This is a genomic window from Streptomyces iranensis (genome assembly GCF_017874715.1).
GTDB lineage: Bacteria > Actinomycetota > Actinomycetes > Streptomycetales > Streptomycetaceae > Streptomyces > Streptomyces iranensis.
In genome coordinates this window covers 201,043-226,410 of the sequence record NZ_JAGGLR010000017.1, presented here as the reverse complement: position 1 = coordinate 226,410, position 25,368 = coordinate 201,043, and the positions used below count along the sequence as shown (strand labels likewise).

At 72.4% G+C, this 25,368-nt stretch carries 25 protein-coding genes; 6 read left to right on the top strand and 19 right to left on the bottom strand.

The features are described from left to right. Positions 1 to 8: 8 nt before the first annotated feature. The 10 genes from J2Z30_RS29945 to J2Z30_RS29900 all read right to left on the bottom strand — a co-directional run bounded on the left by J2Z30_RS29945 (position 9) and on the right by J2Z30_RS29900 (position 10,455). A complete protein-coding gene (locus J2Z30_RS29945) occupies positions 9 to 920 on the bottom strand; it encodes a carbohydrate ABC transporter permease (protein ID WP_245388576.1) in 912 nt (303 codons plus the stop codon). Further along, on the bottom strand, positions 920 to 1,846 hold the full coding sequence (locus tag J2Z30_RS29940; RefSeq protein WP_044575639.1) for a carbohydrate ABC transporter permease: 927 nt from the start codon (positions 1,844 to 1,846) through the stop codon (positions 920 to 922). The genes J2Z30_RS29945 and J2Z30_RS29940 overlap by 1 nt, the downstream gene beginning before the upstream one ends. Continuing rightward, positions 1,846 to 3,111, bottom strand: a complete 1,266-nt coding sequence (locus J2Z30_RS29935) for an ABC transporter substrate-binding protein (RefSeq protein WP_107073364.1) — start codon at positions 3,109 to 3,111, stop codon at positions 1,846 to 1,848. Before J2Z30_RS29935 ends, J2Z30_RS29940 begins: the two co-directional genes overlap by 1 nt. Before the next feature lie 126 nt (positions 3,112 to 3,237). Then, positions 3,238 to 4,461 carry a bifunctional 3-oxoadipate enol-lactonase/4-carboxymuconolactone decarboxylase PcaDC gene (gene pcaDC, locus J2Z30_RS29930; protein WP_044575642.1) on the bottom strand — a complete coding sequence of 408 codons (1,224 nt, stop codon included), beginning with the start codon at positions 4,459 to 4,461 and terminating at the stop codon, positions 3,238 to 3,240. 420 nt (positions 4,462 to 4,881) lie between these two features. Further along, on the bottom strand, positions 4,882 to 6,189 hold the full coding sequence (pcaB, locus tag J2Z30_RS29925) for a 3-carboxy-cis,cis-muconate cycloisomerase (protein WP_044575645.1): 1,308 nt from the start codon (positions 6,187 to 6,189) through the stop codon (positions 4,882 to 4,884). Beyond that, a complete protein-coding gene (pcaG, locus tag J2Z30_RS29920) occupies positions 6,176 to 6,838 on the bottom strand; it encodes a protocatechuate 3,4-dioxygenase subunit alpha (protein WP_044575649.1) in 663 nt (220 codons plus the stop codon). Before pcaG ends, pcaB begins: the two co-directional genes overlap by 14 nt. Then, positions 6,838 to 7,605: a protocatechuate 3,4-dioxygenase subunit beta gene (gene pcaH, locus J2Z30_RS29915; RefSeq protein WP_044575651.1), complete on the bottom strand. Its 768-nt coding sequence runs from the start codon at positions 7,603 to 7,605 to the stop codon at positions 6,838 to 6,840. The genes pcaG and pcaH overlap by 1 nt, the downstream gene beginning before the upstream one ends. A 14-nt stretch (positions 7,606 to 7,619) precedes the next feature. Further along, a complete protein-coding gene (locus J2Z30_RS29910; RefSeq protein WP_044575653.1) occupies positions 7,620 to 8,834 on the bottom strand; it encodes a thiolase family protein in 1,215 nt (404 codons plus the stop codon). Continuing rightward, on the bottom strand, positions 8,831 to 9,634 hold the full coding sequence (locus J2Z30_RS29905; RefSeq protein WP_044575656.1) for a CoA-transferase subunit beta: 804 nt from the start codon (positions 9,632 to 9,634) through the stop codon (positions 8,831 to 8,833). Before J2Z30_RS29905 ends, J2Z30_RS29910 begins: the two co-directional genes overlap by 4 nt. Further along, positions 9,631 to 10,455, bottom strand: a complete 825-nt coding sequence (locus tag J2Z30_RS29900) for a CoA transferase subunit A (RefSeq protein WP_044575659.1) — start codon at positions 10,453 to 10,455, stop codon at positions 9,631 to 9,633. Before J2Z30_RS29900 ends, J2Z30_RS29905 begins: the two co-directional genes overlap by 4 nt. A 199-nt stretch (positions 10,456 to 10,654) precedes the next feature. Here J2Z30_RS29900 and J2Z30_RS29895 point away from each other — a divergent pair, with 199 nt between their 5' ends. Then, complete coding sequence (locus tag J2Z30_RS29895) at positions 10,655 to 11,095, top strand: MarR family winged helix-turn-helix transcriptional regulator (protein WP_044575662.1); 441 nt, start codon at positions 10,655 to 10,657, stop codon at positions 11,093 to 11,095. Between the two features lie 228 nt (positions 11,096 to 11,323). Here J2Z30_RS29895 and J2Z30_RS29890 read toward each other — a convergent pair whose 3' ends face one another. Further along, a complete protein-coding gene (locus J2Z30_RS29890; protein WP_044575667.1) occupies positions 11,324 to 12,148 on the bottom strand; it encodes a putative protein N(5)-glutamine methyltransferase in 825 nt (274 codons plus the stop codon). Between the two features lie 163 nt (positions 12,149 to 12,311). Beyond that, complete coding sequence (locus J2Z30_RS29885) at positions 12,312 to 13,283, bottom strand: GlxA family transcriptional regulator (protein ID WP_044575669.1); 972 nt, start codon at positions 13,281 to 13,283, stop codon at positions 12,312 to 12,314. Positions 13,284 to 13,569: 286 nt separating this feature from the next. Here J2Z30_RS29885 and J2Z30_RS29880 point away from each other — a divergent pair, with 286 nt between their 5' ends. Continuing rightward, positions 13,570 to 14,568 (top strand): NADP-dependent oxidoreductase, encoded by a 999-nt coding sequence (locus tag J2Z30_RS29880; protein ID WP_044575672.1) that lies wholly within the window; start codon positions 13,570 to 13,572, stop codon positions 14,566 to 14,568. 31 nt (positions 14,569 to 14,599) lie between these two features. On the opposite strand, the gene J2Z30_RS29875 is transcribed toward J2Z30_RS29880, so the two are convergent. Then, positions 14,600 to 15,535 carry an oxidoreductase gene (locus tag J2Z30_RS29875; RefSeq protein WP_044575675.1) on the bottom strand — a complete coding sequence of 312 codons (936 nt, stop codon included), beginning with the start codon at positions 15,533 to 15,535 and terminating at the stop codon, positions 14,600 to 14,602. A gap of 76 nt (positions 15,536 to 15,611) precedes the next feature. Further along, positions 15,612 to 16,031, bottom strand: coding sequence for an ATP-binding protein (locus J2Z30_RS29870; RefSeq protein WP_044575679.1), 420 nt, complete (start codon positions 16,029 to 16,031; stop codon positions 15,612 to 15,614). A gap of 154 nt (positions 16,032 to 16,185) precedes the next feature. Between J2Z30_RS29870 and J2Z30_RS29865 the strand changes: the two genes are divergently transcribed. Both J2Z30_RS29865 and J2Z30_RS29860 read left to right on the top strand, forming a co-directional pair. Then, entirely contained in the window at positions 16,186 to 17,022 is an 837-nt protein-coding gene (locus J2Z30_RS29865) for a helix-turn-helix domain-containing protein (RefSeq protein WP_044581964.1), read from the top strand. A 10-nt stretch (positions 17,023 to 17,032) separates the two neighbouring features. Then, a complete protein-coding gene (locus tag J2Z30_RS29860) occupies positions 17,033 to 17,236 on the top strand; it encodes a DUF397 domain-containing protein (RefSeq protein WP_078956897.1) in 204 nt (67 codons plus the stop codon). Between the two features lie 331 nt (positions 17,237 to 17,567). On the opposite strand, the gene J2Z30_RS51430 is transcribed toward J2Z30_RS29860, so the two are convergent. Further along, a complete protein-coding gene (locus J2Z30_RS51430; protein ID WP_308280112.1) occupies positions 17,568 to 18,089 on the bottom strand; it encodes a hypothetical protein in 522 nt (173 codons plus the stop codon). Positions 18,090 to 18,528: 439 nt separating this feature from the next. On the opposite strand from J2Z30_RS51430, the gene J2Z30_RS29850 reads away from it, so the two are divergent. Further along, a complete protein-coding gene (locus J2Z30_RS29850) occupies positions 18,529 to 18,963 on the top strand; it encodes a MarR family winged helix-turn-helix transcriptional regulator (RefSeq protein ID WP_107073563.1) in 435 nt (144 codons plus the stop codon). Between the two features lie 45 nt (positions 18,964 to 19,008). On the opposite strand, the gene J2Z30_RS29845 is transcribed toward J2Z30_RS29850, so the two are convergent. Both J2Z30_RS29845 and J2Z30_RS29840 read right to left on the bottom strand, forming a co-directional pair. Beyond that, positions 19,009 to 19,398 carry a cupin domain-containing protein gene (locus J2Z30_RS29845; protein WP_044575688.1) on the bottom strand — a complete coding sequence of 130 codons (390 nt, stop codon included), beginning with the start codon at positions 19,396 to 19,398 and terminating at the stop codon, positions 19,009 to 19,011. Further along, positions 19,395 to 20,855, bottom strand: coding sequence for an MFS transporter (locus tag J2Z30_RS29840; protein ID WP_044575690.1), 1,461 nt, complete (start codon positions 20,853 to 20,855; stop codon positions 19,395 to 19,397). The genes J2Z30_RS29845 and J2Z30_RS29840 overlap by 4 nt, the downstream gene beginning before the upstream one ends. A 57-nt stretch (positions 20,856 to 20,912) precedes the next feature. On the opposite strand from J2Z30_RS29840, the gene J2Z30_RS29835 reads away from it, so the two are divergent. Then, positions 20,913 to 21,578, top strand: a complete 666-nt coding sequence (locus J2Z30_RS29835) for a TetR/AcrR family transcriptional regulator (RefSeq protein ID WP_044575693.1) — start codon at positions 20,913 to 20,915, stop codon at positions 21,576 to 21,578. Between the two features lie 463 nt (positions 21,579 to 22,041). Here the strand turns inward: J2Z30_RS29835 and J2Z30_RS29830 are convergent, their stop codons facing one another. Together J2Z30_RS29830 and J2Z30_RS29825 are read right to left on the bottom strand one after the other, a co-directional pair. Further along, on the bottom strand, positions 22,042 to 24,447 hold the full coding sequence (locus tag J2Z30_RS29830) for a beta-xylosidase/alpha-l-arabinosidase (protein WP_044575694.1): 2,406 nt from the start codon (positions 24,445 to 24,447) through the stop codon (positions 22,042 to 22,044). Positions 24,448 to 24,512: 65 nt separating this feature from the next. After that, complete coding sequence (locus J2Z30_RS29825; RefSeq protein WP_209468904.1) at positions 24,513 to 25,328, bottom strand: carbohydrate ABC transporter permease; 816 nt, start codon at positions 25,326 to 25,328, stop codon at positions 24,513 to 24,515. Between the last annotated feature and the right edge of the window lie 40 nt (positions 25,329 to 25,368).

Genomic DNA, 25,368 nt, shown 5'->3' with positions numbered 1-25,368 from the left:
CACCGGCCTCAGTCGTCGATGCCCGTGCGCTCGACGCCCACGACGATATAGCGCTGGAGCACGAGGAAGACCACCAGCAGCGGCACGATCGACACCGCCGCCGCCACGAACAGCTCATGGAGGTTGACGGTCTGGGCGGTGGTGAACGTCGACAGCGCCACCTGTACCGTCCACGCGTCCCGGTCCTGCCCGATGACCAGCGGCCACAGGAAGGAGTTCCAGGCGCCGATGAAGACGATCGTGCCCACCGCCGCGAAGACCGGCCGGGAGTTCGGCACCACGACCCGCCAGTACGTACGCCAGTAACCCAGCCCGTCCACCCGCGCCGCGTCCTCCAGCTCCCGGGGAAAGCCCAGGAAGTACTGGCGGAAGATGAACGCCGCGACCGCGCTGAACAGCGTGGGCACCACCAGACCGCGCAGCGTGGACACCCAGCCGAGCGAGCTGACCAGCACGAAGCTGGGCACGAAGGTGACCGCCGCCGGGACCATCAAGGTGCCCAGGATCCAGTAGAAGACCACATTGGCGTAGGCGTACGGGATGCGCGCCAGGCCGTACCCGGCGAGCGAGGCCAGCAGCAGCGTGCCCACCGTGGTGAGGACCGCGATCAGCGAGGAGTTGAGCAGCGCGTGCGCCATCGGCACATTGGGGTCGTCGAACAACTCGCTGACGTTGGACCAGTGCAGCTCGCCCGGGAAGAACGTCCACCCCGGCGAGGTGATGTCCGCCTCGCTCGACAGACCGTTGCGCACCAGCAGATAGAACGGGATCAGGAAGACCAGCGCGAGCGCGAGCAGCAGCACCAGCCGCACGGCGCGCCCCACGCCGACGAGGGCGTCCCGGACGTCGCGCGTGTTCCGGCGCCGGACGTCGCGCGTGTTCCGGCGCCGGGCATCGCGCGGCTTCGGGGGAGTGGGCATCAGTCCTCCTTCCGGCCCAGGCCGAACCAGCGGGCCTGCACCACCGTCACCACGGCGATGATCAGTGCCAGGATCACCGCGCCCGCACTGCCCAGGCCCAGGTTCTGCCCCTGGCCCAGCGCCGTGTAGTAGAGGTAGACCAGTGGCGGGCGGGCGTAGGGCGGATAGCCGCGCGAGTCCGCCAGCAGGTTGTAGAACTCGTCGAACGCCTGGAAGGCGTTGATCACCAGCAGCAGCACCACCGCGACCGAGGTCGCCCGCAGCTGCGGAAAGGTGATGTGCCGGAACACCTGCCAGCCGGGCCGCGCCCCGTCCACGGCCGCCGCCTCGTACAGCCGCGGGGAGATGCGCTGCAGCCCGGCCAGGAACAGCACCATGTAGAACCCCGCCTGGAGCCACAGCCGTACGGTCACGATGACCAGCCAGTACCAGGGCGGGTCCGTGGTCGACAGCCAGGCGATCTGATCGGCGCCGAACCAGTCCAGCACGGTGTTGGCCAGCCCGAAGCGCACCCCGTTGAAGATCGACATCTTCCAGATCAGCGCCGCCACCACATACGAGCACGCCACCGGCAGGAAGAACACCGACCGGAAGAACGCCTGCGCCCAGCGCAGCCGGTTGACCATCAGCGCGAGGGCGAGCGAGAGCGCGTAGGTGGCCGGGACGATGAACGCCGTGAAGACCAGGAAGGTCACCAGGCTGCCGGTGAACGCGTCGTCGCCCAGCATCGCCGTGTAGTTGTCGAGGCCGACGAAGTCCGTGGGCGAGACGGTGTTGTGCGCGTCGAAGAAGCTGAGGTAGACGCTCCAGGCCAGCGGGACGTAGGTGAAGAGGGTCAGCCCCAGCACGAACGGGCCGACGAATATCCAGAACCACAGATGGCGGTTCTGCGGGCCCAGGAGCCTGCGGACGAACGTACTCCGCATCAGCTCTTCTTCTTCACGCGCCGCAGCTCGGCCTCGGTCTTGCGGACCACCGACCGCAGCTCGCCGCCCGGATCGGCCCCGCCCTTGATGATCCGGCTCAGCGCGTCCTGGTAGGCCGTACGGCTCGCGGAGGTCCACAGCAGCGGCTCGGCATGGCCGTGGTCGGTGGCGAAGCGCACCGCCTCACCGGCCGCGCCCTGCCGCAGCTTGGCCGCCTTCGTGGCCAGCGAGATCCGGGCGGGGATGTGGAAGCCGTAGCGGAGCGCGAAGTCCTCCTGGTAGTCGGTCCGTTGCACCCACAGCCACTTCACATACGCCTTCGCCAGCGCCTTGTCCCGGGCTCGGGCGCTGACCGCCGCCCCGTACGCGCCGACCGGCACCGCGGGCGCGCCGTGCGCCCCGTCCTGGGGGAACGGCAACACCCCGAAGTCGTCCCCCAGCGCCTTCTTCACCTGCGGAAGCGCCCACAGCCCGGACCACTGCATGGCGGTGAGCCCCTGGGTGAACGCGGCCGGATCCGACCAGTCGGAGGGCGCCCCGAGCAGCAGCGACTTCTCGGCGTAGAGCTGACGCAGCTTGCCGAGCGTCCGGGCGGCGGCCGGATCGTCGAAGCCGACCTCGCCGTCCTCGGTGACCAGCGTGAGCCCGGCGGCGTTGAGCGGGGTGCCGGCGAGGACGCCGGGGCCGCCGTCATTGCCCAGGAAGAGCCCCTTGACGTCCTTGGTGGTCAGCTCCTTCGCCGCGTCGATCAGCGCGTCGAGGCTGCGCGGCGGCTCCACCCCCGAGGCGTCGAGCATGCTCTTGCGGTAGTAGAGCAACTGGGTGTCGATGACCTGCGGAACGGCCCAGATCTTGCCCTGATACGTCTTCGGGGCGAGCACGGCCGGGTTGAAGTCGTCCTTGGCCTCGCTGAGGAGATCGGTGAGGTCGACCACCTGGCCGCCCTGGATCTGGTCCAGCGTCGGGCCGTTGACCTCGAAGACGTCCGGGCCGGACTTGGTGAGCAGCGCGGCGGCGGTCTGCTGGTCGTAGTTGCCCGGCCGCCACTGCACCTGGACGTTCGCCTTCAGATACGCGTCGGCGTAGCGCCTGACGGCCTGTTCGGTGCCGGGCTCGCCGTACTGGTGGTACCACTGCTCGAGCACCGGCTGGCCGGCGTGGTCATCGCCGTCCCGCCCGGTGTTGGACCCACAGGCGGCGGCGAGCGCGCCCGTCAGGGCCAGCCCTCCGCCCGCACCCAGCAGCCTTCGGCGGCTCATGGACATTGGCGTGCGCCCCCTCGTCTCCCGGTCTCGGACTCCCGGACTCCCGGACTCTCGGTCTCCCGGTCTCCGTACGACTCAACGATCAACGATGGAGGCGGATTACGACAGAGGTGTTGCGGGGGGATGTCACTTTTCGGTATCGGAATGTGACGCAGAGTCGATGTCGGTGGTGTCGAGTTCGGCACGCCCGGCGTCGATCTCGTCGAAGACGCGCTGGGCGGTGGCGAAGGCCGAGTTGGCGGCCGGGACACCGCAGTAGATCGCCGACTGGAGCAGCACCTCGCCGATCTCCTCACGGGTCAGCCCGTTGGTGAGCGCGGCCCGGATGTGCATGGCCAGTTCGGCCTCATGGCCGTGGGCGATCAGCGCGGTGAGGGTGATACAGCTGCGGGTCCGCCGGTCCAGCCCGTCGCCGGTCCAGATCTCGCCCCAGGCGTAGCGGGTGATGAAGTCCTGGAAGCGGGCGGTGAACGGGGTCGTCCGGGCCACCGCGCGATCCACGTGCGCGTCCCCGAGGACGGCCCGGCGCACCGCCATTCCGGCGGCGTGGCGGGAGGCGTCGTCCCGTGGGGACGCCGGGCTGTCGAGGTGGGTGAGCAGCGCCCCGGTGACCGCCTCCGGCCGCTCCACGCCCGCCAGATGCGCCGCCCCGGCGACCTCGAGCAGGCTCGCGCCGGGCACCGCGTCGGCGATCCGGCGGGCGTGGGAGGGTGGCGTCGCGGGGTCGTCCCGACCGGCGACGACGAGGGTGGGCGCCGTGATCTTCTCCAGGTCGGCCGTCATGTCGTACGCGGCGAGAACGTCACAGCAGGCGGCGTAGCCCGCACGGTCGGTGGCCCGCAGATCCTCGATCAGCGCGGTGCCGACGGGCGTGCGGGCGAAGTCGTGCGAGAACCAGGTGCCGGGGCGGCTCGCCACCATCGCCTCCGTCCCCTCGGCCCGTACGAGCGCGGCCCGCTCACGCCAGACGGCGGGGTCGCCGAACCGGGCCGAGGAGCAGACGACGGACAGGCGGCTGATCCGGTCGGGGTGGTGTGCGGCGAGATGCAGCCCGACAGCGCCGCCGATCGAAATCCCCGCGTACGCGAACCGCTCCCACCCCTGATCGTCGGCCAGCCGCAGTACGAGAGCGGCGAGATCGTCGATGGTGGCCGACCCGTCCGAGGACAGCGGCGCGACGGGGGAGCCCCCGTGGCCGGGCAGATCCCAGCGCAGAACGCGATGACCTCGGGCGAGCGCCGGAAGCTGGGGATCCCAGACGGCGAGGGAGGTGCCGATGGAGGGGCCGAGGACGAGGGGCGGGGCGGCGGGGGGCCCGCTGAGGTCGTGGTGCGGTGGGGTATTGGTCATGGGGTGGGTGCTCCGGTGGGCTGGGGTGCGGCGTGGCCTGGGGTTGGGTCTGGGGTTGGGTCTGGGGCTGTGGGTTGGTGGCCGGGTGCGGGCCGGTGGTTCTTCCCCACCCCGCCCCTTCCCGAACCAAGGGCTCCGCCCCTGGACCCCGGGCGTCGCCGCCTGGGCGTAGGTGTGGCCCCTTTCCGAACCATGGGCTCCGCCCTTGGACCCGGGGGCGTCGCCGGGTGCGGGCCGGTGGGTGGGTTGTGCCCACCCGTTCCGCCAGGGGGCATATCCAGCCCCTCCGGCGATTGAGGAGCGGGGTCCGGGGCGGAGCCCCGGCGGGGGGTGTGGGGGCGGGGAGCCCCCGCGGCGGGGGGCCGGGGGTGTCCCCCGGTTCGGGAAGGGGCGGGGTGGGGAACAGACCGCCGGAGGCGTTCACGCATCGCGGGTCAGGGCCCGGTCCACCAGGGCGGGGGCCGCGCCCACGTACCTCCTCGGGTCCGTCAGCTCGCGCAGGCGGTCAGGCGGCAGAACGCCCAATAGCGCTTCGGCCAGCCCCGCACCCTCCCGAGCCGCCTCCGCCAGGAGTTCCTTCGCTCGGGCCCGGCCGAGCCCCGGCGCGAGCGCGGCGATGAGGCGTTCGCTGACGATCAGGCCATCCGTCAGCCCCAGGTTCGCGGCCATCCGGTCAGGGAAGACCCGCAGCCCGGAGGCGAGTTCCGCGGCGTCACGGGCGGTACCCCCGGCGAGCCGCAACAGCTCCCGCAGCGGCTGCCACTCGGCGTGCCATGCCCCACCCGGCCGTTCGTCCTCCGCGGCGAGCGAGCCGAGCAGGGTGGCGGCATGGCCCGGGGCCTGACGGGCCGCGGCGGCCATCAGCGTGGCACGCACGGGGTTCGACTTATGAGGCATCGCGGACGAGCCACCCCCCGCCCCCTCCGCCACCTCACCGATCTCCGTCCGCGAGAGCACCAGCACATCCGCAGCCATCTTCCCCAGCGCCGCCACGGCGAAGGCGAGCGTGGTGCCCAGGTCGGCGACGGGGGTGCGCAGGGTGTGCCAGGGCAGTTCGGGTTCGGCGAGGCCGGTCTCGTCGGCGAACCGGCCCAGCAGCGGAACCCCGCCGTCGAAGGCGGCCAACGTGCCCGCCGCACCGCCCAGTTGGGCGGGTGGCCGCAGCGCCGCGAGCCGGTCGCGGGCGTCCAGGACGAGTGCTCGCCAGCCCGCCGCCTTCAGCCCGAAGGTGGTGGGCACGGCGTGCTGGGTGAGGGTGCGGCCGGGCATCGGGGTGTCGCGGTGCGCGGCGGCGAGCCGCGCCAGCTCCGCCGCCGTACGCTCCAGGTCGGCCACGATCAGTGGCAGCGCCCGCGCGGCCACCTGCATCGTGGCCGTGTCCACGATGTCCTGGCTGGTCGCGCCCCGGTGGACGTACGTCGCGGCCTCGGCGTCCGTACGGGCCACCGCCGCCGTGAGGTCGGCGACCAGCGGGATGACCGGGTTGCCCCCGGAGCGGGCGCGCAGCGCCAGATCGCGTACGTCGTACAGCTCGGCGCGGGCCGCGCCCGCCACCGCCTCCGCCGCACCGGCCGGTGCCACCACCCGCGCCAGCGCGGCCTCGGCGTCCAGCATGGCCTGCAGAAACGCCGTGTCGCCCGTGGCGGCCTCCACCGCCGACCCGGCCCGCACCGGGGACAGCAGCCCTACATCCTCGCTGTTGGAGGTACCAGGACTAGCGGAACTCAAGGAAAACCGTCTCCCCTTCGCCCTGTAGTCGGATGTCGAAGCGATAGGTCCCCGGCGGGGACGCCGCCGTCGCCACCAGCGTCTCGCGGCGCGCCGGATCCAGCGAGGCGAGCAGCGGATCGGCGGCGTTGGCCTCGGCGTTCTCGGGGAAGTACACGCGGGTGAAGAGGTGGTGCAGCAGCCCCCGGGCGTGGACGCACACGCTGATGTACGGCGCGGCGGGCGCCGCCGGGCCACCCGGCGGCAGCGTACGGGCCGTCCAGTGGCCGTCCGCGTCGGTGGCGACGCGGCCGAAGCCGGTGAAGTCGACGCCGTTGCGCCCGAGGAAGCCACCGGTCACCGGGTCGCGCCGCATCGATCCGCCCGCCCCGGCGAGCGAGCCGTCCGGGCCCGCCTGCCACAGCTCCACCAGCGCGTCCGGGACGGGAGCGCCCTCGCCGTCGCGGACATGGCCGTGGAGCGTGATGGCGCCGGGGTGGCCCGCCGGGGCCATCTCGCCGCCGCCGGGGAAGGGCAGGGCGTAGCCGTAGAAGGGGCCCACGGTGTGGGAGGGGGTGGGCGCGAGCGCTTCGGTGGGTGCGAGCCCTTCGGCGGATGCGAGCCCTTTGGCGGGTGCGAGCTCCTGCGCGGGTACAAGCCTCTCGCTCATCAGCGCCCCTCCTCGATCCAGGTGGCGGACGGCCCGTCCAGCACGATGTCCCAGCGGTAGCCCAGCGACCACTCCGGCCGCGACAGCGTGTGGTCGTAATGGGCGACCAGCCGCTGCCGCGCCGAGTCGTCCGTCACCGACTGCAGGATCGGGTCGTAGGCGAAGAGCGGATCGCCGGGGAAATACATCTGGGTGACCAGCCGCTGGGTGAACGCCGCGCCGAAGACGGAGAAGTGCAGATGCGCGGGGCGCCAGGCGTTCTCGTGGTTGCGCCACGGATACGCGCCCGGCTTGATGGTGGTGAAGTGGTACGAACCGTCGTCGCCGGTCAACGTCCGCCCCACACCGGTGAAGTTGGGGTCGAGCGGCGCGGGGTGCTGATCGCGCAGATGGGCGTAACGGCCCGACGCGTTGGCCTGCCACAGCTCGATGAGCTGCCCCCGGACGGGGCGGCCCCGGCTGTCCAGGAGCCGTCCGGAGACGGTGATCCGCTCGCCGAGCGGCTCGCCCTGGTGCTGCACCGTGAGGTCGTTGTCGATCGCGGTGATGTCGGTGTGGCCGAAGACCGGGGTGTGCAGTTCCACGGTCTCCGGGTCGCCGTGCACCGCGACCAGCGGCTGCTTGGGGTGGCGCAGCACACTGCTGCGGTACGGGGGAAAGTCGCGCGGCGGGTGGTCGGTGGCGGGGGCCCCTTCGGCGCGCGCCTTGTCGTACGACTCCCGTACATGCGCGAGTTCGCTGTCGATGTCGGACTGGGTGAGAGCCATGTCTGCGGTCAGCCTTACCTTTCCAGGACGAGGGCGAGGCCCTGTCCGACGCCGATGCACAAGGTGGCCAGGCCCGTACCCGAGCCACGGGCGGCGAGCTGATGGGCGACGGCCCCGGTGAGCCGGGCGCCGGAGGCGCCGAGCGGATGGCCGATGGCGATGGCGCCGCCGCGCGGGTTGACGATGTCGGGGTTCAGGTCAGGCCACTCGGCGAGGCAGCCCAGCACCTGTGCGGCGAACGCCTCGTTGAGTTCGAGGGTGGCCAGGTCGGCGAACGAGCGGCCCGCCTTGGCGAGGGCGCGGCGTACGGCCTCGACCGGGCCGAGCCCGAAGTACTGCGGCTCGATACCGGTGACGGCCGAGGCGCCGATCCGGGCCAGGGGTTCGCGTCCGGTGGCCTTCAGGCCCTCCTCGTCGACGAGCAGCAGCGCGGCCGCGCCGTCGTTGAGGGGCGAGGAGTTGCCCGCGGTGACGGTGCCGCCGGGCTTGCGGAAGGCGGGCTTGAGCTTGGCCAGGGCCTCGGTCGAGCCCGCGGCGGAGCCGCTGTTGGACACGGGCTCGCGGATGGTCTCGTCCCGTACGAGCCCGGTGTCCGGATACGGCAGCACCTCGGCCTCGTACGCCCCGTCCTTCCACGCCCGCGCCGCCTTCTCGTGGCTGGTGAGCGCGAAGGCGTCCTGTGCCTCGCGGGTGATGCCGTGCTTGTCGGCGATCAGCTCGGCGCCCTCGCCGAGGGCGACGGTCCACTCGGGCGGCATGTCCGGGTTGGTCATCCGCCAGCCCAGAGTCGTGGAGTACATCTGCTGATGCCCGGCGGGGAAGGCGCGTTCGGGTTTGGGCAGCACCCAGGGGGCGCGGCTCATCGACTCCACACCGCCCGCGAGGGCGATGTGCGCGTCGCCGACCGCGATCGCGCGGGCGGCCTGGAGCACGGCCTCCAGACCGGAGGCGCAGAGCCGGTTGACGGTCGCGCCGGGCACGGTGACGGGCAGCCCGGCCAGCAGCACGGCCATGCGGGCGACATCGCGGTTGTCCTCGCCCGCGCCGTTGGCGTTGCCGAAGTAGACGTCGTCGATGCGCGCCGGGTCCAGGGCGGGGGTGCGGGCGAGCAGGCCGCGCACCACATGGGCGGCCAGGTCGTCGGGGCGCACCCCGGCCAGGGCGCCGCCGTATTTGCCGATGGGGGTGCGGACGGCGTCGAGGATGTAGACGTCACGCAGGGCGGTCATCGTGCGTCCTTTCCGGCGGCCTTCAGGGCGCGCAGCGCCGCCAGCTCTTGGGGGGTGGGTGGCTCGGTGGTGCCCACGGTGTCGGCGACGGTCAGCTCCCAGCCGGTGGCGGCCCGTACCCGCTCCACGGTGACGCCCGGGTGCACTTCGGTGAGCACCAGTTCGGCGGTGGCCGGGTCGGGGCGCAGGACGCCCAGGTCGGTGATGACGGCGGTGGGTCCGGCGCCCGGCATGCCGAGCCTCTTACGGTCGCCGGGGCCGCCGCCGTGGCCCAGGGTCGTCACGAAGTCCAGCCGCTCCACGAAGTTGCGGGTGGAGTGGCGCAGCACCATGAGTACCTTGCCGCAGTTGGAGGCGATCTCGGGGGCGCCGCCCGCGCCGGGGAGGCGGCCCTCGGGCTTGTCCGGGCCGCGGTCCACGACGGTGGTGTTGATGTTGGCGTAGCGGTCGACCTGGGCGGCGCCGAGGAAGCCGACGTCGATCCGGCCGCCCTGGAGCCAGTAGTTGAACATCTCCGGGACCGGGACCACCGCGTCGGCCGTCTCGGCGAGTTCGCCGTCGCCGATGGAGAGCGGGAGCCGGGTGGGCTTGGAGCCGATGGTGCCCGACTCGTAGATGAGCACGAGGCCGGGGTTGACGGTGGCGCGGGCCAGGTTGGCGGCGGTGCTGGGGAGGCCGATGCCGACGAAGCAGGTCCGCGCTCCGGCCAGGGCGCGGGCGGCGTTGACCTCCATCAGCTCGTCGCTGCTGAAACCGGTAGTCCCGGTGGTCCCGGTGGTCCCGGCGGGGGTCGTGGTCATCGGGTGAGAGCTCCCTCGCTGTTGCGCACGTTCTCCTCGATCCACGTCAAGAACGCCTCGCGGTCGCGGGCGATCGGGTCCCATGCCTGGTAGAAGTCGTTGTCGCGGGTCGAGTACCCGGTGGCGTAGGAGGGGTGGGCACCGCCGGGGACGACGGACACCGCGTCGATCACCCACGTCGGCAGGACGATCCCGCCGGGACGTGGCGTGAGCTCCTCGACGATCTCCTCCACGGTCACCAGCACCCGGTCCGCCGCGAGCGCCGCCTCCTTCTGCACCCCGGTCAGCCCCCACATCTGCACATTGCCGGCCCGGTCGGCCTGCTGGGCGTGGATGACGGTGACGTCCGGGTTGAGTGCCGCGACGGCGGCCAGCTCCTCCCCGGTGAAGGGGCAGACGACGGTGGAGACGGTGTCCGTACGGGTCGGGATGTCGCTGCCGCGATAGCCGCGCAACACGGCGAACGGCAGCTTGGAGGCGCCCGCCACATAGCGGTTCGCCATGCCCGCGTGGCTGTGCTCGTCCAGCTCCAGCGGCCGTGGCCAGCCGTTCTCGACGGCGTCACGGAAGCGGTGCAGCGAGCCCACGCCGGGGTTGCCGCCCCAGGAGAACACCAGCTTGCGGACGAGTCCGGCGCCGATGAGCTGGTCGTAGATGACGTCCGGGGTCATCCGGACGAGGGTCAGATCGGTGATGCCCTGGCGGATGACCTCGTGCGCGGCGGCATACGGGATCAGGTGGGTGAATCCCTCCATCGCGACGGTGTCCCCGTCGTGGACGAGGTCCGCCACGGCGTCCTGCAGGCTTCGGATGTCGGCCATCGTCACTCCGCGGGTCGGGATGCTCAGTGTGCTGACTAATGTGGTGCCGGTTTCGCACGCTGCCATTGGCTGGTGCGCTCGTCAAGGGAGTCTAGGTCGAATGTCGGCCTCTCGACATGGGGTCTTCCACAGGGCAGAATCACTCAGCACACGGATTAACTCAGGACGATCGAGCAGCGGGGAAGCCGGGAGGCACGGCATGGGCGGCGCCGTCGATCTGAACACGCACCCCGGGCATCTGGCCCGCCGCTTCCAGCAGGCGCACTCCCTGCTGTGGGGCGCGATGGTCTCCGAGGAGACCACCTCGCCGCAGTTCGCGGTGGTCAACGCGCTGATCGAGAAGCCGGAGATCGACCAGCGGACGCTGAGCGAACACGTCCACCTCGACCGCTCCACCATCGCCGACCTGGTCGCCCGGCTGGCCCGGCGCGGCCTGCTGGAGCGGGTGCGCGACCCGAACGACGGCCGCCGTAACGTCCTGCGGCTGACGGAGGAGGGCATCCGGGTCCATCGAAAGCTGGTCACCCGGACGTCTCGGATGAACCGGGTCTTCCTGGCCCCGCTGGACGAGACGGAGCGGGAGACTCTGCTGCGGCTGATCGCCCGGGTTACGGACGCGGCGGAGGAGTTGCGCACGTAGGCGCGCGGGTCTTTCCCCTACCCGCCCCTCCCCGAACCTGGAGCTCCGCCCCAGCCCCCGACCGGGGCTCGGTCCCGAGCCCCGGATCGGGGCTCTGCCCCACACCCCGGACCGCGGCTTCGATCGCGGCTCCGCCGCGTGGTGGGGCTCTGCCCCAGGCCTCGGGGTCCGGGGGCGGAGCCCCCGGTTACGGGAAGGGGCGGGGAGGGGAACAGCCCGCCGCAGGCGTCACAAGCCGTCGGGCACCGGCTGAGAGGCCGATGGCCTGGTGCCGATGATGACCGTGGCGTCCAGCGAGTCACTCTCGGCCAGCCGTGGCTCCAGGCCGCCCTCCGCCACAATGCCCATCGCCGTGGACGCCTGCCGTCCGCTCGTCTCGAAGAGGAGCGAGCCGCCCGGGGTCAGCCAGCCGCCCGCCCCGGCGGTCACGCGGCGCAGGACGTCCAGCCCGTCCGCACCGCCGTCCAGCGCCACGCGCGCCTCGTGGACCCGGGCCTCCGGCGGCAGCAGTCCGACCTCTTCGGTGGGCACGTACGGGACGTTGGCCAGCAGAACGTCCACGCGGCCGCGCAGCGCGGCGGGCAGCGGCTCGTAGAGGTCGCCCTCGTACACCGTGCCGCCCGCCGCCGCGACATTGCGCCGTGCGCAGCGCACCGCGACGGGGTCGATATCGGCCGCGTACAGCTCCACCCCACCCGAAGCCGAGGCCGAGGCCAGCGCGGCGCCCAGCGCGCCGGAGCCGCAGCACAGATCGACCACGACGGCCCCGTACCGGGCCAGCGGTACGGCTTGCTCGACCAGGAACTCGGTGCGCCGGCGCGGTACGAAGACCCCGGCGTCGATGGATATCCGAAGCCCCCGGAAGTCCGCCCAGCCGAGCACATGCTCCAGCGGTAGCCCAGCGGCGCGCCGGTCCACCATGGCGTCGATCTCGGCCGGAACGTGGCCCGCGGAAAGGATCAGTCGCGCCTCGTCCTCGGCGAACACGCACCCGGCGGCGCGGAGCCTGGTGACGACGGCGGAAAAGGTGACAAGCGAAGGTGAAGCCGACATGGAAGCCTGGAAGCCTTTCGAGATCCCTGAGGGCGCTCCCGGCAGTCGGCTATCCCGTGTATCCCTGCGGCGAGAGCACCCAGCCTGAACTGGCGTTGATGGGTCTCACCTCCTCGGTCGTACGGGTGTGGCCACAGTACCCGATGCCCCGGCGCCGTGGTGGTCACGATGTACCCGGGGCACGGAAGGTGCGCCGGTACGCCGACGGGGCGACCCCCGCCTCCGCCGCCAGGTGCCGCCGCAGCGAGGTGGCGGTGGCGAAGCCGACCTCGTGGGCGACCCGTTCCACCGGCAGGTCGCTGGACTCCAGCAGGCGCCGCGCCCGCCGCAGCCGCTGCTGGGTCAGCCAGCGGCCGGGGCTCAGGCCGGTCTCCTCCCGGAAGCGCCGGGCGAAGGTACGGGTGCTCATCGCCGCGTGCGCGGCCAGCTCGTCCAGCGACAGCGGCAGTTCCAGCCGTTGCAGCGCCCAGTCGCGGGTCGGCCCGGTGCCGGTGCCGCCCGCCGGCGGCAGCGGCCGCTCGATGTACTGCGCCTGCCCGCCGTCCCGGTACGGCGGTACGACGCAGCAGCGGGCGACCTGGTTGGCCACCTCGCTGCCGTGGTCCTGGCGCACCAGGTGCAGGCAGACGTCGACACCGCTCGCCGCCCCCGCGGAGGTCAGCACGTCACCGTGGTCGACGAAGAGCACGCCGGCGTCGAGCTCGACCCGGGGGAACAGCTCCCGGAAGTGGTCGCCGAGCGCCCAGTGGGTGGTGGCCCGGCGCCCGTCCAGGAGACCGGCGGCGGCCAGCAGGAAGGCACCGGTGCAGATGGACACCAGACGGGTGCCGGGGCGGACGCGGGACAGGGCGGCGAGGGCCTGCGGGTCCGGGGCGGCGGCCGAGGCCCGGGAGATCGCGTACGGAGGGATGACCACGGTGTCCGCCTCGGCCAGCGCCTCGGGACCGTGCCCGGGGGTGACGGTCAGGTCCGAGTCCGTGCGCACGGGCTGCCCGTCCACGCTCGCGGACAGCACCTCGTAGCGGCCGTCGGCGGACCCCAGGACCCGGTGCGGGATGCCGAGTTCGAAGGGGTAGACGCCGTCGAGGGCGAGGACGACGACCTTGTGGGCGCCGGGCCGCGGGTCCGGATGCATCAGACGGTCCAGTCCGGCCGCGCGGTCGGCGAGGTCACGGGCCCGGGAGGGGGCGGCGGACGTGGCGGGCGCGGCGGACGCGGCGGGCGCGGCGGGCGCGGCGGGGGCGGGGCGGGGGCCGGGAGTGCTGGGAGCGCCGGGAGTGCTGGGGGTTCCGGGAGTGCCGGGAGTGCCGTGGGCTCCGGGAAGGCGGCGGGTGGCAGGGGCGATGGGCATGGCAGGAATGTATCGGAGGCTGACCTTCTGGCCATCGTCCCGGGCCGGACCGTACGGCCAGGATCGGGGCATGACTTCGACGGACACCCCTGAGAACCTCGCGGCCCCGCACCCCGCCGCGCCGGACGGCGCCCCCGTGATGCTCGCCCTGCACCAGACGGCCCTCGGCGGCCCCGACGTCCTGCGGCTGACCGAGCTTCCGCGGCCCGCGCCCGGCCCCGGGGAGATCCTCGTCGCCGTGCACGCGGCCGGGCTCAACCCCACGGACTTCAAGCACCGCGCCCTGAGCATCTTCCTGCCGCCCCCGCCGCTGACCCTCGGCTGGGACGTCTCCGGCACCGTGGCGGAGACCGGCTTCGGCGTCACCCTCTTCCAGCCCGGTGACGAGGTGTTCGGCATGCTGCCCTACCCGTACGGGGCCGGTTCCCACGCCGAGTACGTGACCGGCCCCACCCGCGCCTTCGCCGCCAAGCCCGCCGGGATCGACCACGTCCAGGCGGCCGCGCTCCCGCTGGCCGCGCTCACCGCCTGGCAGGCCCTCGTCGAGACCGCGGGCCTCCGGGCCGGGCAGCGGGTGCTGATCCACGCCGCGGCGGGCGGTGTCGGCCATCTCGCCGTACAGATCGCCAAGGAGCGCGGCGCGCACGTCACCGGGACGGCGAGCGCCCCCAAGCACGACTTCCTGCGCGAACTCGGCGCGGACGCCTGCGTCGACCACCGCTCCGAGGACTTCACCGACACCGAGGAGCGCTACGACGTCGTCCTCGACGCCCTCGGCGGGGAGACCGCCACCCGTTCCGTGGGCGTACTCCGCCCCGGCGGCACCCTCGTCTCCCTGCTGCCGGGCGCCGAGGACACCCGGGCGGCGGCGGAGAAGGCACAGGTCCGCGCCGTCACCCTGATCGTCGAGCACGACCAGGCCGGGATGCGCGCCATCGCCGAGCTCGTCGAACGGGGCAGGCTCCGCGCCCACGTCTCCGGCACCTTCCCCCTCGCCGAAGGCGCCCGCGCCCACGTTCAGGGGGAGACGGGCCGCACCACGGGCAAGCTGGTCATCACCGTGCGCTGAGGCGCGACGGCTGGAAAGCGGCGGACGTGGCTCAGTTCGCTAGCGCCTCGTACCGCACCCCCGTCAGCCGCTCGGACGCGGCCCACAGCCCCCGCCCCGCCGTGTCGTTGAGCGTCCACCTGGCGCGGGCCGAGCGGATGGGGGAGCCGCGTAACAGCCCCTGGAGCGGCGGACCGAAGAAGTCGTCCTGGCGGACGTCCGGGCCGGTCGCCGCGTACAGGGCGGGGAGCGTGCCCTGTTCCGGGCTCTGGGCGAAGTAGCGGTTGCCGATCTCCATGAACCGCTCCTTCGCCCGGTGGCCCTCCATCTTCGGCGCGGCGGACATGAGGTTGGTCGCGGCGTAGCCGGGGTGCGCGGCGGCCGCCACCAGGCGGACGCCCGCCGCCGCGCGCAGCCGGTGGGCGAGCTCGTGGGTGAAGAGGAGATTGGCGGACTTGGAGCGGGCGTAGGCGACCCAACGCCGGTACCCCCGCTCCATGTTCAGGTCACGCGGGTCCACCGTCCCCAGCATGTGCATAAAGCTGGAGACGGTGACCACCCGCGCCCCCGGGCCCGCCTCCAGCAGCTTCGGCAGCAGCAGCCCGGTCAGCGCGAAGTGGCCCAGGTGGTTGACGCCGAACTGCATCTCGAAGCCATCGGCGGTCCTGCGGTGCGGGAGGGCCATCACGCCCGCGTTGTTGATCAGCAGATCGAGCCGGTCGCCCTTGTACTCGGCCGCGAAGGCCCGTACGGACGTCAGGTCCGCGAGGTCCAGTGGCGCGGCCTCCACCCGCGCGCCCGGCGCCTGCGCCCGGATCCGCTCCGCGGCCCCGGCCCCCCGCTTCTCGCTGCGGCACCCGAGCACCACCCGCGCACCGTGCCGCGCCAACTCACGGGCGGTGACGAAGCCGAGCCCGCTGTTGGCGCCGGTCACGACGGCGGTGCGGCCGGTCTGATCGGGGATGTCGCTCGCGGTCCAGCCCTTCATCACGCGCTCCTTCGCGGTCTGTCGCGTCTGTCGCGGCCTGCGCTACGCGCCGGTAGCCCTCGTGTCCGGCGACAGCCTAAGGGCGGGGTGTCGAAGGTGCGAGGTGTGCGGGCCTGCACTCGAACCAGACGTCCTTGCCGCTGGGTGTGGGCAGTGCCGCCCAGCGGTAGGCGGTGCTGCTGAGGAGGAACATGCCCCGGCCGCTTTCGGCGCACCAGTCCGGTTCGGACACGGTGGGGAGAGCGGAGTCGGTGTCACTGATGGTCGTGTGGACGCCGTCCTCGGTGTTCCACAGCCGGAGGCGGCACTCGGGGGATCCGGTGTGCTTGGGGACGTTGGTGAGCACCTCCGTGACGCAGAGTGCTACGGCGTCCACCAGGTCGTCCCGGCCCCAGAGGCGCAGATGGGCACGGATGATGCGGCGAATCCCGCTCAGTATCCGAGGGTCGACGTGCAGATGCTGTTCGTAGCTCTGGGGGACCTCTTCAACTGCCATGGCGGGCACGGCCTTTCGGTGACGGTCGGTGATGGGCCGATCGTGGACCCGCGTTCAGCGCCAGGGCAAGTTATTCCCCTGATGCCACTCATACGGGTGAAGGAATAGCCGACGCGCTTGTAAGGCTCAGAAGCCGCTGGGCAGCATGCGTGCCATGGACCAGAGGGACATGCCCACGATGCGCAGCCGTCGGCTCGGCGCGGAACTACGCCGCTTGCGCATCGAGGCGGGACTGAAAGTGCAAGAGATCGCCGAGGTGCTGGAGTGTGGGCAGCCCAAGGTCAGTCAGATCGAGAATGGGAAGCGCGGCATCCGCCCGCTGGATCTTACGGTGCTGCTGAAGCACTACGGGGTTGACGACGAGCGTCAGTGCGCAAGCCTGAGGCGACTGGCCAAGGAGATTCACAAGGTCGACTGGTGGAGCAACCAAGGTCCGCTGGTGGACGACAACTTGCGGGATTACCTGACCCTCGAAGCGGACTCGGAACTGGTGTGTTCGTACGAGTCCGTAGTCATTCCCGGCCTGTTGCAGACCGAGGCGTACATGCGTCAGACGTTCGCGGTGCACCCGCCAGAGCGTGTTGAAGTCCTCGTGGAGACGAGGATGAAGCGTAAGGAGTTGCTGGACAACCGCACGGGATTCCGCTTGCGAGCGGTAATCGATGTACCTGCCCTGCACCGTCTTGGCCGCTCGGCGGAGGTCGTCCGTGAACAGCTCGAACAGCTCCAGAAGGATGCCGAGCGGAGCAACGTGAATATTCAGGTGCTCCCGCTCGGTGCGGCCCTACCGGTGGATGTGTACCCGCCATTCACGATCTTCCGTCAGCGTGGTGAACCCCCGGCGGATGTCGTCTGGTTGGAGCACATTACGGGTGGTAATTTGCTGGAGCAGCGTCGGGACGTGCAGAGGTACTCCAAGGCTTGGGATGAACTGACGGCCGCCGCATTACCTCCCGCCGACTCTCAGCAGTACATCCGTGACCTCCTCTAGGAAGCAGACCGTGATACCCGAACTGGACGGCGCGACGTGGCATAAGAGCACGTACAGCGGAAATTCCGGCGGTTGCGTCGAACGCGGCATCCTCCCCACCGGCCGTCAGGCCGTCCGCGACACCAAGGACCGTGAGCGCGGGGCGCTGCTCTTCGGGCCGTCCGCCTGGCAGGCGTTCGTGAACGCTGTCCGAGACGGCGAGTTCGGCGGCTAGAAGAGCCCGGGGCGGCTCGGCCCGGTCGGGTGCGGCGCCGTCTCGCGCCTTCGGCGCAATTGAGCAGCGGGGCAGGAGGGCGGGGGCGCGGTGCCATCGCCGTCCACCGGCCGCTGGTGGCCAGGCGGGTGGCGGCTTCCGTACTCGGCGGCCGGGGCTCCGCCGGGCTGCGGGCGGTGGGACAAGATCCCGGTAGGTGCGATGCCGGGCCACGCCCGGAGGTGTTTCGGCGGCCCAACGCCGCGCTCGATCCCGTCCCTCCCGGTACCCCCTCCGAAAAACGCTTGATCTGGCGCAACTAATGCATCAAGCGATTTCCAGAAGGTATCGGTCATGGCTGAGCCGCATGGACATGCGTCGCGAGCAGGTCACGCAGAACCGCCGCGTAGGCGGACGGGTGGCTGGTGTTGCCGTTGTGGCCGCCGGGCAGTTCCACGACGTCGGTGCCGAGTGCGTCCGCGAGGGCGTAGGCGCAGCGGCGGTCGAAGACGCCTTTGGGGGTGGTGCGGCCGACGGCGGGGACGATGCGGGTGGGCGTGGCCGCGAGGGCGGCCGCGTCGAGGGTGTCTTCGAGCACTGCGGTGACGTCATGGCGGATGAAGTGGTCGAAGTTGGCGCGGCGCAGGCCGTTGATCGGCTGCGGGGTCAGACCGGGTTCGGCGTCGCGTCCGCTGGTGTCGATGCCGAGGACGCGGGCGATCTCCGGGAGGGCCGCGGCGAGGCCGGAACGTGCGTAGAGCCGCCGCAGGTCGGCGAGTTCGTGTTCATGGCGAGCCCGTTCGGCGGCGGGCAGCAGCCGGGGTGCGACGGGCTCGTGGGCGATCAGCGTGTGGATCCGGCCCGGGTGCCGCACCGCGAGGTGCAGGCCGATGACGGGCGCCGAGGCTGCACCCGAGCATCGCGGCTGGTTCGGATGCCACCGTCGCGAGCAGGAGTGCCGCGTCGTCCGCGTGCTCGGCCGGCGTCGCCCCGCGTGACGGGTCGTCGAGTCGGCTCCGGGACAGGCCCCGCCGGTCGTAGGTGATCACCGTATGCGTGTCCGCGAGGTGCGCGACGAGGTCGACGGTGCGGTCGGCGTCCCCCTCGCCGCTCTGCCCGATGAGCAATGTGGGTCCGTGCCCGCGCAGTTGGTAGTGGAGTGTGGCTCCGGGCGCGCGGACGGTGCCGGTGTGCGTGTCGTCGTTCGTCATGGGCTCCCCCTCGTCTCGGTCGTGATGGCCACACGCTATTCCATCGAATTCGATGCATCAAGATAGATGCATCGAATCCGATGGATCGAGTATCATCGGGGTGTGAACGGAGTCGAACTCTTCCTTCTGGGCCGCACGCTGATGAAGATCGGCGAGGATGCCATGCCCGAGCCTCCCGGCGGTGCCGACCGCCATAAGGGCAGCGCGCGTCTGGTGTTGATCGCCGCCAGCGACGTGGCCGCGCACCCCGGCACCACCGTGGGCGACATCGCGGCCCGCACTGGACTGCCGCAGAGTCAGATCTCCACCGCTGTCGCCCGGCTGAAGGAGGCGGGGGCGATCACCGTCGCCCCCGACCCCGCCGATCGCCGCCGGGTTCTCATCAGTCCCGCCGCGGTGCCCTCCGCCCGCGTCGAGCAGGTCCGCGCCACGACCGTCGACGCCGCCCTGGCCGCTGCCCTCGGTACCGACGACCCGCACCGGCTGCGCGAGGTGGCCGATGCCCTCGCGGTTCTCGCCCGCCATCTGGTCCCGTAGGGCCCACGGCGGGAAGGGCGCCGCGCCTGGCGGGGCGATCGGCTTTCAGGGCGTGCGCTTCTCGAGGCGGGTGCCCTGGCGGAGCGTGATCGTCATCAGGTCGCTCGGGGCGTCCAGCCGCAGGCGGTGCCAGCGGCCGCGGGGGACGATCACGGCGTGCCCCGCCGGGAGTCGCACCATCTCTTCGGCGCCGCCGGGGTCGGTGGGGCGGAAGTACAGCCGCACGCTGCCGGTCAGACAGCAGACCGCCTCCTCGGCCTCGGGGTGCTGCTCCCAGTGGTCGGCGTGGACGTCGGCGTCGGTCTCGAGGTGGAACGTCGCGACCTGCCAGGCGCCGGAGTCGCTCGACGTCATCTGCCGTTCGGCGGCGCGGACTTCACCGTCCAGGTGGATGTGCAGCGCCGAGGCGAACAGGTCGATGGGGTGTGTGGTCATGACGGGGTTCCTTCCAGTCGGGGGTCCGCGGAGGCGGTGGGGCGTGGTGCGGGTGGGGTGGTCCGGTGGCGGGGGAAGGCGACGATCGCCACGGCCGCCGCGAGGACGAAGAGGGCGGCGGTGACGGCCAGGCCGAGGGCGTAGCCGTCGCCCAGCGCGGCGGGGTTGGTGGCGGTGCCGGTGCGGTGGGCCGCGACGGTGGCCAGGGCCGCCAGGCCGATGCAGCCGCCGAGTTGGCGGGAGCTGTTGAGGACGCCGGAGGCCATCCCGGCCTCGTGGGGTGCCACTCCGGTGGTCGCGGCGGCGGCGACCGGGGCCAGCACCAGTCCGGCGCCGACGCTGGTGAGGAGCGACGGGCCGAGGACATCCGTGAGGAAGCTTCCGTCGGGGCTGATCATGGCGAACCAGGCCAGGCCCGCCGTGGCCAGCAGGGCGCCGGGCACCAGGGACGCGCGGGGTGAGCGGGCCGCGGTGATACGGGTCGCGACGGCGGTGCCCGCCACCAGGCCCACGGAGAAGGGCAGGAACCCGGTGCCCGTCGCGGCGGCGCTCATGCCCAGGACCTGCCGCATGTACAGGGAGACGAAGTAGAACGCGGTGAACTGCCCGGCCGCCGCCAGGAACACCAGCACGTTCGCGCCCGCGACCCAGCGGCTGCGCAGCAGGCCCAGCCGCAACAGGGGCGCGGACGCCCGCGATTCGACGAAGGCGAAGGCGATCAGGGAGACGGCCGCGGCGGCGAGTGTCCCGAGCGTGGCGGGGGAGCCCCAGCCGTGGGTGTCGGTGCGGACGACGCCGAGCACCAGGAGCCCGATTCCGCCGGTCACCAGGACCGTGCCGAGGACGTCCAGCCTCTCGCGCCGGGCGGGCCGTTTCTCGGCGGGTACAGCGGCGATCAGCGCGAGCGCCGCCGCCACGATGGGCAGGTTGATCAGCATCACCCAGCGCCAGCCCGCGTACTCGGTGAGCAGACCGCCCGCCAGCACTCCCAGCGCACCGCCCGCGGCGTTCGTGGCGCTCCACACGCCGAGCGCCCGGACCCGCCGTGGGCCCTCGGCGAAGGTGGTGGTCAGTATCGCCAGCGCGGCCGGGGCCGCCGCGGCGGCGCCCAGGCCCTGTCCGGCGCGGGCGGCGATCAACTGCCAGGGGGCCTGGGCCAGTCCGCCCGCCAGCGAGCACAGCCCGAAGACGCCCAGGCCCAGGACGAGCAGTCGGCGCCGGCCGTAGAGGTCGCAGGCCCGGCCGCCCAGCAGCAGGAAGCCGCCGAAGGTGAGCGCGTACACATGCACGACCCACGACAGGTCGAGCGGGGCGAATCCCAGGTCGGCGCGGATCGCCGAGAGCGCGACGTTCACCACCGCCATGTCCAGGGCGACGACGAACTGGGCGACCGCCGCGGCGGCCAGCACCACGCCGGGGCGGGAACGTGCGGGGTGCGGGGTTAAGTTTCTATACATGTAAGAAAAATAGCGGGAGCTCCTCGCCGATGTCGAGGCCTGGTGGATGATGAGGCCATGTCGCACTCCTCAGCGCCGCGCAAGACGCCCGGCCGACCTGCCCGTATCTCCCGGGAAGACATCATCGGGACGGCCCGCCGGATCGTGACCGAGGAAGGAGCGGCCCGGCTGACCATGCGGCGGCTCGCCAAGGAGATCGGCAGTACGCCGATGGCGCTCTACCACCACGTCCGCGACAAGGAGGAACTGCTCCTCCTGCTGCTGAACGACTACGCCGAGCGGACGCTGCACCGGCCCGAGCTGCCCGGCCAGCCCCGCGAACGGGTCGTCGTCGCCGCCGTCGCGATCCACGATGTGCTGGCGGCCTGCCCCTGGATCGTGGAGGTGCTGACCGCCGATGACCTGATGTCCACCGCCGCCCTGTGGTTCGTCGAGCAGATCGTGGACAGCCTGGTCGAGTGCGGGCTGACGCCCGAGCGGGCCGTGCACGGCTACCGCGCGATCTGGTACTACACCGCCGGTGAGATCCTGGTCCGGGCGACAGCGGCCCGGCGGCGCGCGGCGGACGACCAACCGACCTACCGGGACCGCGTCTTCGCGGATCTCGACCCGGACGAGCTCCCGCGCCTGGCGCGGCTGGCGGACCGCTGGGCCGAGCTGACCGCCGAGGACACCTACCTGGACGGGCTCCGAGCCCTGGTGGACGGCCTGTTGGCCAACTGACCGCCGTGCACGGACGCCTGCCGGAGGTGGGAGGGCCGCTGTCGCAGCCATGGGCGATGATCTCCCCATGGTGTGTGCGACGGGGGAGACGGGGGACGTCCGATGACGACCGGTGGCTGGACGGCCGTGGACGACCGGCGGAGCCCGTTCGCCGATCCGGCCGCCCGGCTGCGCACCGGGATCGTGGTCACCGAGCGCCTCACGGTGCGCGACGGGCGCGGGGCGGCCGTCAGCGTCGGGTGGAGCCGTGAGGGGCGGCGCCGGTTCGTCGAGCTGTGGACGGGGGAGGGGGAGCCGCCGAGCCTGGGGGAGATTGAGGAGGCGCGGGACGTGCCGCGCGGCTGGAGAATCCGCTGCCGCTGCCCACCCGCACCCTGCCCGAACTGTTCGCCCACGCCTGGTCGCTGGTGGAGAAGGGCGAGGGGCCGGTCTGAACCGGCCCCGGCGGCATCCCCAGGGGCGCCTACTTCACCCGCACCTCGCACACCATCCGCCGCCGGTGGTCCACCGTGCGTTCGGGCCCGGTCAGCGTCAGCGGCACGGTGTGCCGTACGCCGGAGTCGGCGCTGGAGGAGGCCAGCCGCAGCTCCAGGGCGCCCGGTTCCACCACCCTCGTGCCATCGGCGCCCAGCGGATACGAGGCGAGGTCGGCATGGAAGGTGAAGTGGACCTCGGCGGACTCGCCCGGCCGCAGCGGTACCCGTGCGTAGCCGATCAGCCGGGACACCGGCCGGGCGATACGGGCCACCGGATCGTGGAGGTAGAGCTGCACGACCTCCGTCCCGGCCAGGTCACCGGTGTTGCGCACGGTCAGCCGGACCGTGGTCTCCCCGTCGGTCGGCACATCGGTCGCGTCGGCCTCCGGGCGCTCCCAGGCGAACGAGGTGTAGGACAGCCCATGGCCGAAGGGGAACAGCGGGGTCGGGTCGATCGAGCTGGCGTCACCGCGCAGCCCGAGCGGCGGCTGTGCGTACGTCCAGGGCTGGCCGCCGGACGTGTACGGAACGCTCACCGGCAGCCGGCCCGAGGGGTTGACGCGCCCGCTCAGCACCCCGGCGACCGCCGGGCCGCCCTCCTCACCGGGGAAGAACGCCTGCACGGCGCCGGCCAGCAGGCGTGACCAGCGGCCGAGGGCGTACGGCCGACCGGTGAACAGCACCAGCACCACGGGGGTGCCGGTGGCCACCAGCGTGTCCAGCAACGCCCCCTGCTCACCGGGGAGTTCGAGGTCGGCGGCGTCACAGCCCTCGCCCGAGGTGCCCCGGCCGAACAGACCCGAGCGGTCGCCCAGCACCGCGACGCACACATCGGCGTCCGCCGCCGTCCTGGCGGCCTGCGCCAGTCGGCTCTCGGCGGTGAGCGCCGACGCACCGGCCGAGGCCGCGCCCCCGGCCTCCCCGGCGGGCGCGGCGCACCCCTCGGCATGGGCGATCCGCGCACCGGGCAGCTCGGCGCGCAGCGCGGCGAAGAGCGTCGGCACCTCGATGCCCAGGGGGAGTTCGGGGTGCTCCACCCCGACGTGGCGGGGGAAGGTGTAGCAGCCGAGCATGGCGGCCGGGTCGTCGGCGAGCGGGCCGACCACCGCGATCCGGGCGTCCGGCGCGAGCGGCAGCACATCGCCGTCGTCGGCGAGCAGCACCACCGACTCCTCGGCGAGCTCCCGCGCGACGGCCCGCATCCCCGGGGGATCGAGGTCGAGGTCGAGGTCGGGGTCGGGGCCGAGGTCGACAGGGCTCGCGGAGTCCACAGCCCCCGCGAGCGCCGACGGCATCGGCGACCAGTCCGCATCCAGCAGCCCCAGCTCGCACTTCTGCCGCAGCACCCGCAGCGCCGCCCGGTCCACCAGCGCCTCGTCCACCTCCCCGGCCCGTACCGCGTCCCGCAGCGGGGTGCCGAAGCAGCGCACCGCGGGCAGCTCCACGTCCACACCGGCCGCCAGGGCGAGCCCGGCCGCGCCGCCCCGGGTGCCGGCCACCCGGTGGGCCAGCTCCAGGAAGGACACCCCGAAGTAGTCGGCGACGACGGTGCCGGTGAAGCCCCAGGTGTCGCGGAGCAGTTCGGTCAGCAGCCAGGGGTTGGCGGCCGAGGGCACACCGTCGAGGTCGTTGTAGGAGTGCATCACCGACCGCGCGCCCCCGTCCCGTACCGCCAGTTCGAAGGGCGTTAGGATGACATCGGCGAGTTCCCGGGGGCCGATGGAGACCGGTGCGTGGTTGCGGCCGCCCCGGGAGGCGGCGTAGCCCGCGAAGTGCTTGAGGGTGGCGACGATCCCGGCGGACTCCAGGCCGCGGACGTACGCGGTGCCGATGGTCGCGACCAGATACGGGTCCTCGCCGATGGACTCCTCCGTACGGCCCCAGCGCGCGTCCCGCACCACGTCCAGCACCGGGGCAAGACCCTGGTGGATACCGGCCGACCGCAGCGAACCGCCGATCAGCTCGGCCGCCCGCCCCACCAGCGCCGGGTCGAAGGACGCGCCCCAGGCGAGCGGGGTGGGGAAGACGGTGGCGCGCCAGGCGAAGAAGCCGGTCAGACACTCCTCATGGGCCAGCGCCGGGATCCCGAAGCGGTTCCCGGCGGCGATCCGGGCCTGGAGGCGGGCCAGCGCGGCGGCGCCCTCGGCCGGTTCGACGGGGGAGGTGCCGAACGGCCGGGTCAGCTGGCCGACGCCGTGCGGGAGAAGGCCGTCGAGGTCCACTGCCTCGGACACCTCGTGCTGGAGCGGGGCGACGTCCTCACCCTCCCCCGCCTCGGATCCCGGCCAGACGCCGACGAGTTGGGCCAGCTTCTCCTCCAGCGTCATCGAGGAGAGCAGGGCCGCCGCGCGGTCCTCGGCGGAGAGGGAGGTGTCCTGCCAGGGCTGAGGCATGAAGCTCCTTGTCGGGGGAGGACGGCGGGGTGGGAGAACGGCTCGTGTGCCGCCCGGAGGCGGGCCTATTTGCCGCCCACGCCCATCAGCCCACTGATCAGCTGACGGCGGGCGAAGAGATAGACCAGGAAGATCGGGACGATGGAGAGCACCACGGCGGTGAGCAGCGCCGGGGTGTCCACCCGGAACTCGCCCACGTAGTCGTACAGCCCCAGGGTCAGCAGCCGGTTGCTCTTGGACTGGGTGAGCAGCAGCGGGAAGAGGAAGCCGTTCCAGGCGTGCAGGGCCGACATCACCCCGACCGTGGAGATCCCGGACCGCGACAGCGGCACCACGAGCTGGAGCAGCACCCGGGTCGGGCTCGCACCGTCCAGCGCCATCGACTCGTACAGCTCCTCGTCGATGTCGCGCATCGTGCCGACCAGGATCAGCACGCTGACCGGGAGGGAGAAGGCGGCCGTCGGCAGGATCACCGCGAGCAGGGTGTCGTACAGATGGAGCTTGGTGATGACCAGATAGACCGGGATCACCACGGCCTGGGAGGGGATCGCGAGACCCAGCAGGAAGATCTGGAAGATCCGGCGGGACGTGCGGCCGCGGGCGCGGACGACGGTGTAGCCGACGGTCACCGACAGCGTGATCACGATCGCCGCGCACACGGCCGTGACCAGCGCGGTGTTGAGGAGGTAGGAGAGGAAGTCGGAGCGCAGCACCCGCCGGTAGTTGGCGAGCGTGGGATGGTCGGGCAGGGCCAGCGGGCCGTCGTCGATATAGCCGTCGCGGGTCTGGAAGGTGGCGGCCACCAGGACGTACAGCGGCAGTCCGACGATGCCGAGCCAGATCAGGGAGCCGAGCCCGGCCGGGTAGTTGGCGCGGGGCAGACCCCGGCGGCGGAGGCGGGGGCGAGGGGCCGCCGGGGTC